Consider the following 11,349-nt stretch of genomic DNA (forward strand, 5'->3'; position numbering starts at 1 on the left):
GTTATTGCGGTAGCTTGCTTGGTAGTGGGCGCTTACCGACCACCAGCGCGATATTTACTTTTTTACCGGCGCGGATGATAGATAAAGTAGATTTGTCACGCGGCTTGAGCATGGCAATAATATTGAGCATAGATTGACTATCTGCCACTTGTTTGTCGTCAATCGCCACTAAGATATCCCCTGGGCGCAAGCCTGCACGGTCGGCCGGACTATCCAGCAATACCCCTGCAATCAGTGAGCCGTTAGCGGTTTTAAGATTAAATGACTCAGCCAGTTCTGGCGTGATGTCTTGCGCTTCAATGCCAATCCAGCCGCGCGTAACAGAGCCATTAAAGCTGATTTGTTCCATCACCTGTTTGGCAATGCTGACTGGAATGGCAAAGCCGATGCCCATGCTGCCGCCGTTGCGTGAATAGATCGCACTGTTAATGCCAATCAGGTTCCCGTTCACATCTATCAGCGCGCCGCCGGAGTTGCCGGGGTTGATCGAGGCGTCAGTTTGAATGAAGTTTTCAAAGGTGTTGATACCCAGGTGGTTGCGGCCAAGGGCGCTGATAATACCCTGCGTCACTGTCTGGCCGACACCAAAAGGATTGCCAATCGCCAGCACCACATCACCAACCTTCATTTGATCGCTATTGCTAAAAGTAATCGCAGGCAGGTTTTTACGGTCAATTTTTAGCACAGCCAGATCCGTGTCGGGGTCTGTGCCAACCACGGTGGCGGAGGATTTGCTGCCATCACTCAAGGCCACTTCAATCTGGTCGGCAGAACTGATCACGTGATTATTGGTGAGAATCAGGCCGTCGGCGCTGACAATCACACCACTGCCGAGGCTGTTTTCTGGCTGCTCATCTTCTTCTTCCATTTCATCACCAAAAAAGTGGCGAAACAGCGGATCATTTTTTAAAGCATGGTGCGGATCCTGGCTAATACGCGCCGTGGTAAAAATGTTAACCACGGAAGGCATGGCTTTGCTCACCGCCGTGCGATAACCATTTTTTGCAATGGCAGCGACGCTGTTGGCCGTGGTTTGTTTCGGCGTCAACGGCTGGTTGCTGGCTGGTGCTAATACGCCGGGATAAAATAGTTTTAAGACAAATAAAATGCCCAGACAAACGGTGACGGCTTGTGAGAAGATAGACCAGAGATGTCGCATAATTGCAAAAGTAAGTGAATGTCTTAACAATGCCTAGTATATATGAGAGTCAGAGATGGAATTGAATCTTCTTGTCACAGAGTTAGCCAATTTTTTACAAGTTGGCAAATTTCAAGATTATTGCCCAAATGGCCTGCAGGTAGAAGGTCGGCCGCAAGTGCGACGTATTGTCAGTGGCGTCACGGCTAGCCAGGCGTTGATTGAGGCTGCGATTGCCGCGGATGCCGATGCCATTCTGGTGCACCACGGCTACTTCTGGCGCGGTGAGGCGCTAGAAGTAACGGGGCATAAGCGCAATCGCTTAAAGCGTCTGCTCACGCATGACCTTAGTCTGCTCGCCTATCATCTGCCGCTGGATGCGCACCCTGAAGTTGGCAACAATGTGCAGCTGGGCCAGGTATTCGAGTGGCCGCTCACGCGCTACCTCGATGATAAAAACATGCTGCCGATGGCGGTGTTGCCGCAAGCGATGACCCTGGCCCAGTTGGGTGAGTATGTCAGCCAGCGTTTAGGCCGGCAGGCGCAGTTGCTGGGGGACCCGCAAAAGCAGGTAAGAACAGTGGCCTGGTGCACTGGGGCAGCACAGTCATATATTCAGCAAGTGGTGAATGCAGGGGTAGATGTATTTATCAGTGGTGAAGTCTCCGAGCAGACCTGGCATACCGTGTGTGAAACGGACACGGCTTATATTGGTGCCGGGCATCATGCGACCGAGCGCTATGGCGTGCAGGCGCTGGGGCAGTGGATCGCTGAAAAATATGGCATAGAGCACATTTATATTGAGTTGGATAATCCTGTTTAATTGATTAATATCAATGGCTTATCGAATTAAATTTGGCTTGTTTCTGCGAAAAATGTATAATCGCGACTCAAGTTTTGATCACACTGTTACCTCAAAAGGGTAGATTAAGGAAGCCAATGTCAGAAAACAAAATTGACAGCAACTGTTTGTCGTTTTGCCAGCCATCTGAGGTGGATTTGCAAAAGCGCGACTTTTTGGTGAAAGCCACGGCGGCGACAGGTGCTGTGGGTGTCGCTGCGGTCGCGGTGCCGTTTGTCGGCAGCATGTTACCTAGTGAACGTGCCAAAGCGGCTGGTGCGCCAGTCGAGGTGGATATCAGCAAGCTGAAACCGGGTGAAAAAATGACGGCCGAATGGCGCGGTCAGCCGGTGTGGATCGTGCGCCGTTCGCCGGAAATGATGGCGAAGCTGGATAAGCACGATGGCGATCTGTCTGATCCTAATATGGAAGTGCCTCAACAGCCTGAGTATTGCAAGAATAAGGCACGCGCGATTAAACCTGAGTATGCTGTGATGTTGGGTACATGCACGCATCTGGGTTGTTCGCCGAACGAAAACTTTGTGCAGACTGCAGAGTGGCCGGGTGGTTTTGTCTGTCCATGCCATGGGTCCAAATTTGACCTGACTGGCCGGGTGTTCAAAGGCTCGCCAGCACCGACCAATCTGATTGTTCCGCCACATCAGTATTTGACAGAAACCACCATCTTGATTGGTGATGACAAAAAGGCGGAGGCTTAAATATCATGGCAACTACTAAAAAAACAATTGCCGCTGGTGTATTGGACTGGGTGGATGCCCGCTTCCCGCTCACCAGTACCGTCAAGGGACACCTTACCGAGTATTACGCGCCAAAAAACTTCAATTTTTGGTATTTCTTTGGTTCGTTAGCGTTATTGGTGCTGGTGCTGCAAATCGTCACCGGTATCTTTTTAACCATGAACTACAAGCCCGATGCTGAATTGGCATTCGCCTCTGTTGAATACATCATGCGTGATGTGTTTGGCGGCAACATTATTCGTTACATGCACTCTACTGGCGCTTCCATGTTCTTTGTGGTGGTCTATCTGCACATGTTCCGTGGCATTATTTACGGCTCATACAGGACACCGCGTGAACTGATCTGGCTGTTTGGTGTGGGTATTTTTCTGGTGTTGATGGGCGAGGCGTTCTTTGGTTACCTGCTGCCATGGGGGCAAATGTCCTACTGGGGTGCGCAGGTGATTGTAAACCTGTTCTCCACCGTGCCCTTTATTGGCCCTGATTTGTCTGAATGGCTGCGTGGCGATTACCTGGTCTCTGATGCGACATTGAACCGCTTCTTTGCTTTCCACGTCATTGCCTTGCCGCTGGTGTTGCTGGGCCTGGTTGCCGTGCACATTGTTGCTTTGCACGAAGTGGGCTCCAATAACCCGGACGGTGTTGAAATCAAAGCCATTAAAGATAAAACCACTGGCATTCCTTTGGATGGCATTCCATTTCATCCTTACTACTCGGTTAAAGACCTGGTCGGTGTGGTGGCGTTTCTGATGGTGTTTTTTGCCATTGTGTTCTTTATGCCTGAAATGGGTGGTTACTTCCTGGAAGCCAACAACTTTGTGCCAGCTGACCCATTGAAAACACCTGCGCACATTGCACCGGTCTGGTATTTCACGCCTTACTACTCTATTTTGCGCGCCGTGCCGCCAATTGGTATTTCACAATTCCCGGGTGTCGTGGCGATGGGCTTGTCAGTCGTGGCATTTGCATTCTTGCCATGGCTGGATAGAAGTCCGGTGAAATCTATTCGCTACCGTGGCCAATTGTACAAACGCTGGTTAACTGCCTTTGTCATCAGTTTTGTTATTCTGGGTTATCTGGGTACTGTTCCGGGGGATGTCTGGGGGCAATTTGGCCCATGGCTGGGACGTGCAGATCGTGCAACCGTGATTGCCCGTATTTGTACTGCGGTTTACTTTGCATATTTTGTATTAATGCCTTGGTACACCAAAAAAGACAAAACCAAACCAGTGCCAGAAAGGGTGACATACTAATGATGAAGAGAATGTTTTTACAGGCTTTTGCTGGCCTGACACTGCTGGTTTCTGGCGTGGCTTTGGCCAATGAAGTGCATATTGACGTTAAGGCGCCAATTAAAATGTCGGATAAAGCCTCCTTGCAGCGCGGCGCCAAGATTTTTGTCAATTACTGCTTAAATTGCCATAGTGCCAATTACATGCGCTACAACCGTTTGCAGGATATCGGCCTGACCGACAAACAGATTAAAGAGAATTTGCTGTTTGCCGGTGAGAAAGTCGGTGAGACCATGCGCGTCAGCATGAATCCTAAAGATGCTAAAAAATGGTTTGGTGCTGCACCGCCTGATTTAAGTGTTGAAGTGCGGGCGCGCGGTGCGGACTGGGTTTATGCCTATCTGCGCAGCTTCTATAAAGATGATTCTCGCCCAACTGGCTGGAATAATCAGGTGTTTGATAAAGTGGCGATGCCGCACGTGCTATATGAGTTGCAAGGTGTGCAGGTGCTGGATCATGAAACCCATACACTGAAGCTGGAAAAAGCAGGTAAGTTGAGTCCTGAAGAGTATGACCAGTTTGCTGGTGATTTAACCAACTTCCTGGCATTCATGGCCGAGCCAGCCAAACAATCCCGTTTGTGGATTGGTGTGCTGGTATTGTTGTTCCTGTCTGTGCTGTTCGTCTTGGTGAAGAAAATCAAAACCGAATACTGGAAAGATATTCGCTAACCGCAAACCAAGTCCGACACCAAGGCGTGAGGCCTTGGTGTCTTTTTTTATAGGGAAAATAAATTATGATGAGATTGTATTCGGGTACCGTCGATCCTTACAGTCACCGTTGCCGTATTGTACTGTTTGAAAAAGGCATGGACTTTGAAGTCATTGATGTAGACCTGACCAACAAAACTGAAGATTTAGCCATTTTGAATCCATATGGCGAAGTGCCGGTGTTGGTCGAGCGCGACCTTGTGTTGTCGGAAGCCAATATCATTAATGAATATATTGATGAGCGTTTTCCACATCCGCAGTTAATGCCTGCCGATCCTGTGATGCGTGCCCGTGCACGCCTGTTTCTCTACAACTTTGAAAAAGATTTGTTTAGCCACATTAAAGATCTGGAATCCAGTGATGACGAAGTCGCAGGCAAAGCGCGTAAAGTTGTGCGTGATAATTTAACGCAGCTGGTGCCTATTTTTGGCAAACAAAGTTACCTGATGGGCGACGAGTACTCCATGCTTGATGTGGCGATTACGCCATTGTTATGGCGCTTGGGGCACTATGGCATTGAGTTGCCTAACCAGGCTGCACCATTGTTGAAATATGCAGAGCGTTTGTTCTCGCGCCCAATGTATGCCGAAGCGATGACGCCGTCTGAAAAGGCAATGCGTAAATAACATCAGTCAGTACATAAGCAGCGCGAATGTCCTTCGCGCTGTTTTTTTAAGGAAATCCGGATGAGCGCTTTGATCCCAACCACTGCTTACCTGATACGTGCCATTCATGAATGGTGTGTTGATAATGGATTGACGCCACATTTGCTGGTGAAGGTCGATGCGCATACGCGAGTGCCGACCGCTTATGTGAAGAATGGCGAAATAGTCCTCAATATGAACTACACTGCCGTCAAAGATTTGCATATTGATAATGATGCGGTGGTATTTTCGGCCCGTTTTGGGGGAATTGCGCAGCATATTTATGTGCCGATCAACCGGGTGGGGGGGGTATTTGCCCGCGAGAATGGCCAGGGCATGTTTTTTGAAGTGCTGGATGGTCAGGCGCCTGATCCGGCAACCAGGCCTGTGACTGCTCAACATGTCGCGCCAGAAGAGTCGTCGGTTAAAAAATCTCACTTGAAAGTGGTGAAGTAGCGTCTGGTCTGATTGCTGCAATTTACGGCCGATTTGTATGCATGCAGAGGCGGTGTTATGTTTTTGCGCCGAAAAATAAAAAAATCTTAAAAAGCACTGGATTACTCAATAAAAAAAGTGATATAGTTGCGCCTTCCTGAAATGCCGGGTTAGCTCAGTTGGTAGAGCAGCGCACTTGTAATGCGAAGGTCATCAGTTCGATTCCGATACTCGGCACCAAATATATGTTGTTGACATTGACGTCAGCAACATTAACCGCGATAATCGCGGTCGATTTTTTGGAGAGGTGGCCGAGTGGTTAAAGGCGACGGACTGTAAATCCGTTCTCTCTGAGTACGCTGGTTCGAATCCAGCCCTCTCCACCAAAAAATGATTGCCTGTCGGTATTGCTGTAAAGCGGGTCGGTGAGAACCCTCCTTGGGTGTTCTGCATAGTGCGGGTGTAGCTCAGTTGGTAGAGCACTTGCCTTCCAAGCAAGATGTCGCGAGTTCGAACCTCGTCGCCCGCTCCAACAATAACAATAGGCAAAACGCCCATGTGGCTCAGTGGTAGAGCACTCCCTTGGTAAGGGAGAGGTCGCGGGTCCGATTCCCGCCATGGGCACCAGATTTGCTCTGTAGGTAGCTGTATCAATATATGGGGCTTGGTAAGTAGTCGCGTGCAAGGGTGCTGTCATCCGCGTCGCATAATTTGTGAAAACAATATTATTGGCTTTATTTAGTACTAATAAAGGAAAAACATCATGGCAAAAGGCAAATTTGAACGTACCAAGCCACACGTGAACGTTGGTACGATTGGTCACGTTGACCACGGTAAGACGACACTGACAGCGGCGATCACCACTGTATTGACGAAGAAATTTGGCGGCGAAGCAAAAGCTTACGACCAAATTGACGCGGCACCAGAAGAAAAAGCACGTGGTATTACTATTAATACCGCACACGTAGAATACGAAACAGCTGGTCGTCACTACGCCCACGTTGACTGCCCAGGTCACGCGGATTACGTTAAAAACATGATTACCGGTGCTGCCCAGATGGACGGCGCGATTCTGGTATGTTCCGCTGCTGACGGCCCTATGCCGCAAACGCGTGAGCACATCCTGTTAGCTCGCCAGGTTGGCGTGCCATACATCATCGTGTTCCTGAACAAAGCAGACATGGTTGATGATGCTGAATTGTTAGAGTTGGTTGAAATGGAAGTGCGTGAGTTGCTCAGCAAATACGACTTCCCAGGTGATGACACCCCAATCATTCACGGTTCCGCTAAGTTGGCTTTAGAAGGCGACCAATCAGACATCGGCGAACCAGCGATCTTCAAATTGGCAGAAGCTTTAGACAGCTACATCCCAATGCCAGAGCGTGCGATTGACGGTACATTCCTGATGCCAGTAGAAGACGTATTCTCTATCTCTGGTCGCGGTACTGTAGTAACTGGCCGTATCGAGCGTGGTATCGTTAAAGTAGGTGACGAGATCGAAATCGTTGGTATTAAGCCAACAGTGAAAACCACCTGTACTGGTGTTGAAATGTTCCGTAAACTGTTGGACCAAGGTCAAGCAGGCGACAACGTAGGCGTATTGCTGCGTGGTACTAAACGTGAAGATATCGAACGTGGTCAAGTATTGTCTAAATCAGGCTCTATCAAACCACACACCAAGTTCGCAGCTGAGATCTACGTGTTGGGTAAAGATGAAGGTGGTCGTCATACCCCATTCTTCAACGGCTACCGTCCACAGTTCTACTTCCGTACGACAGACGTAACTGGTGCAGTTGAATTGCCAGCAGGTACCGAAATGGTGATGCCAGGTGACAACGTATCTATTTCAGTTGCACTGATTGCACCAATCGCGATGGAAGAAGGCTTGCGCTTCGCTATTCGTGAAGGTGGTCGTACCGTTGGTGCTGGCGTTGTTGCCAAAATCATCGAGTAATTTTTGATGTGATGTGAAAGCTGCGCTACAACCCGTGCAGCTTTCGCTTTAAAGAGTACAGGCCAATAGCTCAATTGGTAGAGTATCGGTCTCCAAAACCGAGGGTTGGGGGTTCGAGACCCTCTTGGCCTGCCAAACACCCAGAATAAGCTGAGGTGTTCACTATAAAGTTAAGGTTATGATCGATAAAATCAAACTGGCTTTATCCCTGTTGTTACTAGCTTTAGGGATCGCCGGTTTTTATCTTTTTGAAGATAAAGCAATGGTTATCAGGATACTTGCCGTTTTGGCAGGTATTGCCGCGTCTGTAGCGGTGGCGTGGACTGCGCCACAGGGCAAGCAGGCGCTAGGCTTTTTTAATGAGTCTGTTGCTGAGGCTAAACGTGTTGTCTGGCCTACGCGTCAGGAAACCATGCAAACCACACTGGCAGTTGTTGTACTGGTGGTGATCATGGCTGCGTTCCTGGCGTTGGTGGACATCAGCTTCGCCTACATGGTGCAGTGGATTATGGGTAAAGGAGCTTAATGTCTATGCGTTGGTATGCAGTTCAAGCTTTCTCCGGCATGGAAAAATCCGTGAAAGCCGGTTTGGAAGAGCGCATCATCAGATCTAATTTACAAGATCAGTTCGGTGACATTCTGGTGCCTGTGGAAGAAGTGGTTGAGTTGAAGAATGGTCAGAAGACCATTTCTGAGCGTCGCCTGTATCCTGGCTATGTGTTGGTGCAGATGGAAATGACTGACGAGAGCTGGCACTTGGTGAGAAGTACGCCTAGAGTGACTTCTTTCATTGGCGGCACTGCGCAGCGTCCTACCCCAATCAAAGATAAAGAAGTAGAAATCATTCTACGTCGCATGGATGACAGTAAGTCTAATCCAACGCAGAAAATGACCTTTGAAAAGGGCGAGAGCGTACGCGTGATCGATGGCCCATTCAAAGATTTCTCTGGTAGTGTCGAAGAAGTAAATTACGACAAAAACAAGCTGCGTGTTTCTGTGGTTATTTTTGGTCGTGCCACACCAGTGGAACTGGATTTTGCACAGGTAGAAAAAGAAGTCTAACTGTGTATTTTCGGCTGCCTGCATAGGTGGTCGATATTTTTAACGGGGAGCCTATTGCAGGCGTTATTACCCATTTTAGGAGTCAAACATGGCAAAGAAAGTCATTGGCTACATTAAGCTGCAGATCCCTGCAGGTAAAGCCAACCCAAGCCCTCCAGTTGGTCCAGCACTGGGTCAACGTGGTCTGAACATCATGGAATTCTGTAAAGCGTTTAACGCTGCAACACAAGGTGTTGAGCCAGGCTTGCCAATTCCAGTAGTGATTACTGCGTTTGCAGATAAGAGCTTCACTTTTGTGATGAAAACCCCTCCAGCGACCGTGCTGATCAAAAAAGCGGCCAAGCTGGAAAAAGGTTCTCCACGTCCTCATACGGACAAAGTTGGCAAGATTACTCGTGCGCAAGCTGAAGAAATCGCCAAAACAAAAATGCCTGACCTGACTGCAGCCGATATGGACGCAGCCGTACGTACCATTGCTGGTAGCGCACGCAGCATGGGTATCGAAGTGGAGGGTGTATAACATGGCTAAAAGAATTGATGCATTGCGTGCGAAAATCGACCGCAACAAATTATATCCAGTGGTTGATGCCCTGAACCTGGTTAAAGAAGGCGCGAGCGCTAAATTTAACGAGTCAGTTGATGCCGTGATTAACCTAGGCATTGACCCACGTAAATCTGACCAATTGGTTCGCGGTGCGATCGTACTGCCTAACGGTACAGGTAAAAGCGTACGTGTTGCTGTGTTTGCGCAAGGTGCGCAAGCTGAAGCAGCAAAAGCAGCGGGTGCTGATATCGTTGGTTTTGAAGACCTGGCTGAACAAGTTAAAGGCGGCATGCTGGACTTTGACGTAGCGATTGCAACGCCTGATGCGATGCGTATCGTTGGTGCGTTGGGTCAAGTGTTGGGTCCACGTGGTTTGATGCCAAACCCAAAAGTGGGTACCGTGACGCCTGACGCAGCGACTGCTGTGAAAAACGCCAAAGCTGGTCAAGTACAATATCGTACTGACAAGGGTGGTATCGTGCATTGCACGATTGGTCGTGCTTCTTTCACAACCGAGCAATTGCAAGGTAACTTGTCTGCATTGGTTGAGGCATTGAACAAATCCAAGCCAACCAGCTCAAAAGGTATCTACCTGAAAAAATTGTCCGTTTCCAGCACCATGGGTCCTGGCGTACGTGTCGATCAAGCATCAGTAGTTGCTTAATTTAAAGTCCCGGGCTTTTACTAGCCCGGGCAGGAACTTTGGGCTTGTGTGCTGGCGCTGTATGGCAAGCACACAAGAGCATCAAAGACCGTTGGTGTATGACTTAATTGATAATTGAATGCAAGTGGGCGAGCGATCCTCTGCTTGCAGCAATTAAAAACCAACGCAGATGGCGATCCCCAGCACAGGATATTTCCATGCCCTGCACAAGGACGCCGTGAGTGGCTTGACGTAAGTCGGGCTTTCATTAACGGAAGGAGAACAGACTTTGAGTCTTAATCTTACAGAGAAAAAAGAAGTCGTTGCCGAGGTAATCGCACAAGTTGCGAACGCACAGTCAATCGTACTTGCCGAGTATCGTGGTATTGGCGTTGCCAACATGACGAAACTGCGTGCAGATGCGCGTGATGCAGGTGTATATCTGCGCGTGTTGAAAAACACCTTGGTTCGTCGTGCAGTAGAAGGGTCACCTTTTGCAGCATTGGCTGACGACATGGTTGGTCCACTGGTTTACGGTATTTCTACCGATGCCGTGGCCGCTGCTAAAGTGATGAACAACTTTGCCAAAAGCAATGATCAGTTCAAGCTTGTAGCAGGTGCGATGCCTAATGAGCGTTTAGATGCTGCCGGTGTGCAAGCATTAGCGTCTACATTGAGCCGCGAAGAGTTGCTGTCCAAACTGGCTGGCATGCTCAACGAAATCCCAACCAAGTTTGCTCGTGCCGTTGCAGCAGTACGCGACGACAAAGAAAAGCAAGCGGCTTAATTTTAATCAAATTTATTTTAGGAAATTATTATCATGGCAATTTCAAATGCTGATATTTTGGATGCAATCGGTAACAAAACAGTTTTAGAACTGACCGCATTCATTAAAGAAATCGAAGAGAAGTTTGGTGTTTCTGCTGCTGCTGTTGCAGTTGCTGGTGGCGCTGCTGCCGGTGCTGCTGCGCCTGCTGCTGCTGAGCAAACTGAGTTCAACGTGATCTTGAACAGCGCTGGCGACAACAAAGTTAGCGTTATTAAAGCCGTGCGTGAATTGACTGGCTTGGGCTTGAAAGAAGCTAAAGACGTAGTTGACGGCGCACCTAAAGCTGTTAAAGAAGGCGTAAGCAAGGCTGACGCTGAAGCAGCTGTGAAAAAATTGATCGAAGCGGGCGCTACTGCTGAGATGAAATAATTCACAATTGTGAATCTGGCTGGGCTGACGGGAGACCGTCGGCCTTCGCCATTTCTGGCGTATGCAGTTGTAATGAGGTGTGATTTATCAACTGTAACGACCGGAGTAATATTGTGTGACGGTCACTTTT

The 11,349-nt window shown here is 48.8% G+C and carries 14 protein-coding genes and 5 tRNA genes; 18 read left to right on the forward strand and 1 reads right to left on the reverse strand.

Annotation, left to right across the window (positions count from 1 at the left end; translation table 11 throughout):
* Position 1: 1 nt before the first annotated feature.
* Positions 2 to 1,159: a S1C family serine protease gene (locus METH5_RS0107755; protein ID WP_029147976.1), complete on the reverse strand. Its 1,158-nt coding sequence runs from the start codon at positions 1,157 to 1,159 to the stop codon at positions 2 to 4.
* Positions 1,160 to 1,214: 55 nt separating this feature from the next.
* Here METH5_RS0107755 and METH5_RS0107760 point away from each other — a divergent pair, with 55 nt between their 5' ends.
* The 18 genes from METH5_RS0107760 to rplL all read left to right on the forward strand — a co-directional run bounded on the left by METH5_RS0107760 (position 1,215) and on the right by rplL (position 11,219).
* Positions 1,215 to 1,961 (forward strand): Nif3-like dinuclear metal center hexameric protein, encoded by a 747-nt coding sequence (locus tag METH5_RS0107760; RefSeq protein WP_029147977.1) that lies wholly within the window; start codon positions 1,215 to 1,217, stop codon positions 1,959 to 1,961.
* 116 nt (positions 1,962 to 2,077) lie between these two features.
* Positions 2,078 to 2,698 (forward strand): ubiquinol-cytochrome c reductase iron-sulfur subunit, encoded by a 621-nt coding sequence (gene petA, locus METH5_RS0107765; RefSeq protein WP_051412903.1) that lies wholly within the window; start codon positions 2,078 to 2,080, stop codon positions 2,696 to 2,698.
* 5 nt (positions 2,699 to 2,703) lie between these two features.
* Positions 2,704 to 3,990, forward strand: coding sequence for a cytochrome b N-terminal domain-containing protein (locus METH5_RS0107770; protein ID WP_029147979.1), 1,287 nt, complete (start codon positions 2,704 to 2,706; stop codon positions 3,988 to 3,990).
* Positions 3,990 to 4,700, forward strand: coding sequence for a cytochrome c1 (locus METH5_RS0107775; protein ID WP_232410985.1), 711 nt, complete (start codon positions 3,990 to 3,992; stop codon positions 4,698 to 4,700). Before METH5_RS0107770 ends, METH5_RS0107775 begins: the two co-directional genes overlap by 1 nt.
* Before the next feature lie 65 nt (positions 4,701 to 4,765).
* Entirely contained in the window at positions 4,766 to 5,365 is a 600-nt protein-coding gene (locus tag METH5_RS0107780; RefSeq protein WP_029147981.1) for a glutathione S-transferase N-terminal domain-containing protein, read from the forward strand.
* Between the two features lie 60 nt (positions 5,366 to 5,425).
* Positions 5,426 to 5,839, forward strand: coding sequence for a ClpXP protease specificity-enhancing factor (locus METH5_RS0107785; RefSeq protein WP_029147982.1), 414 nt, complete (start codon positions 5,426 to 5,428; stop codon positions 5,837 to 5,839).
* 143 nt (positions 5,840 to 5,982) lie between these two features.
* Positions 5,983 to 6,058, forward strand: a tRNA-Thr gene (locus METH5_RS0107790).
* A gap of 61 nt (positions 6,059 to 6,119) precedes the next feature.
* A tRNA-Tyr gene (locus tag METH5_RS0107795) sits at positions 6,120 to 6,204 on the forward strand.
* Between the two features lie 70 nt (positions 6,205 to 6,274).
* A tRNA-Gly gene (locus METH5_RS0107800) sits at positions 6,275 to 6,350 on the forward strand.
* 20 nt (positions 6,351 to 6,370) lie between these two features.
* Positions 6,371 to 6,445 (forward strand) — tRNA-Thr (locus tag METH5_RS0107805).
* Between the two features lie 136 nt (positions 6,446 to 6,581).
* A complete protein-coding gene (gene tuf, locus METH5_RS0107810) occupies positions 6,582 to 7,772 on the forward strand; it encodes an elongation factor Tu (RefSeq protein ID WP_029147983.1) in 1,191 nt (396 codons plus the stop codon).
* 59 nt (positions 7,773 to 7,831) lie between these two features.
* A tRNA-Trp gene (locus METH5_RS0107815) sits at positions 7,832 to 7,907 on the forward strand.
* 43 nt (positions 7,908 to 7,950) lie between these two features.
* A complete protein-coding gene (secE, locus tag METH5_RS0107820; RefSeq protein ID WP_029147984.1) occupies positions 7,951 to 8,298 on the forward strand; it encodes a preprotein translocase subunit SecE in 348 nt (115 codons plus the stop codon).
* Complete coding sequence (nusG, locus tag METH5_RS0107825) at positions 8,298 to 8,834, forward strand: transcription termination/antitermination protein NusG (protein WP_029147985.1); 537 nt, start codon at positions 8,298 to 8,300, stop codon at positions 8,832 to 8,834. The genes secE and nusG overlap by 1 nt, the downstream gene beginning before the upstream one ends.
* An 88-nt stretch (positions 8,835 to 8,922) precedes the next feature.
* Positions 8,923 to 9,354: a 50S ribosomal protein L11 gene (gene rplK, locus METH5_RS0107830; protein ID WP_029147986.1), complete on the forward strand. Its 432-nt coding sequence runs from the start codon at positions 8,923 to 8,925 to the stop codon at positions 9,352 to 9,354.
* 1 nt (position 9,355) lies between these two features.
* Complete coding sequence (gene rplA, locus METH5_RS0107835; RefSeq protein ID WP_029147987.1) at positions 9,356 to 10,042, forward strand: 50S ribosomal protein L1; 687 nt, start codon at positions 9,356 to 9,358, stop codon at positions 10,040 to 10,042.
* Positions 10,043 to 10,310: 268 nt separating this feature from the next.
* Positions 10,311 to 10,808: a 50S ribosomal protein L10 gene (rplJ, locus tag METH5_RS0107840; protein ID WP_029147988.1), complete on the forward strand. Its 498-nt coding sequence runs from the start codon at positions 10,311 to 10,313 to the stop codon at positions 10,806 to 10,808.
* Between the two features lie 33 nt (positions 10,809 to 10,841).
* Positions 10,842 to 11,219: a 50S ribosomal protein L7/L12 gene (gene rplL / locus METH5_RS0107845; protein ID WP_029147989.1), complete on the forward strand. Its 378-nt coding sequence runs from the start codon at positions 10,842 to 10,844 to the stop codon at positions 11,217 to 11,219.
* Positions 11,220 to 11,349: the final 130 nt, after the last annotated feature.

It is taken from the genome of Methylophilus sp. 5 (genome assembly GCF_000515275.1).
Taxonomy (GTDB): Bacteria; Pseudomonadota; Gammaproteobacteria; order Burkholderiales; family Methylophilaceae; genus Methylophilus.

Bases quoted from the DNA above. Each gene is read 5' to 3' on its own strand.
- METH5_RS0107755 (WP_029147976.1), bottom strand. From the start codon at position 1,159: ATGCGACATCTCTGGTCTATCTTCTCACAAGCCGTCACCGTTTGTCTG.
- METH5_RS0107760 (WP_029147977.1), top strand. From the start codon at position 1,215: ATGGAATTGAATCTTCTTGTCACAGAGTTAGCCAATTTTTTACAAGTT.
- petA (WP_051412903.1), top strand. From the start codon at position 2,078: ATGTCAGAAAACAAAATTGACAGCAACTGTTTGTCGTTTTGCCAGCCA.
- METH5_RS0107770 (WP_029147979.1), top strand. From the start codon at position 2,704: ATGGCAACTACTAAAAAAACAATTGCCGCTGGTGTATTGGACTGGGTG.
- METH5_RS0107775 (WP_232410985.1), top strand. From the start codon at position 3,990: ATGATGAAGAGAATGTTTTTACAGGCTTTTGCTGGCCTGACACTGCTG.
- METH5_RS0107780 (WP_029147981.1), top strand. From the start codon at position 4,766: ATGATGAGATTGTATTCGGGTACCGTCGATCCTTACAGTCACCGTTGC.
- METH5_RS0107785 (WP_029147982.1), top strand. From the start codon at position 5,426: ATGAGCGCTTTGATCCCAACCACTGCTTACCTGATACGTGCCATTCAT.
- tuf (WP_029147983.1), top strand. From the start codon at position 6,582: ATGGCAAAAGGCAAATTTGAACGTACCAAGCCACACGTGAACGTTGGT.
- secE (WP_029147984.1), top strand. From the start codon at position 7,951: ATGATCGATAAAATCAAACTGGCTTTATCCCTGTTGTTACTAGCTTTA.
- nusG (WP_029147985.1), top strand. From the start codon at position 8,298: ATGTCTATGCGTTGGTATGCAGTTCAAGCTTTCTCCGGCATGGAAAAA.
- rplK (WP_029147986.1), top strand. From the start codon at position 8,923: ATGGCAAAGAAAGTCATTGGCTACATTAAGCTGCAGATCCCTGCAGGT.
- rplA (WP_029147987.1), top strand. From the start codon at position 9,356: ATGGCTAAAAGAATTGATGCATTGCGTGCGAAAATCGACCGCAACAAA.
- rplL (WP_029147989.1), top strand. From the start codon at position 10,842: ATGGCAATTTCAAATGCTGATATTTTGGATGCAATCGGTAACAAAACA.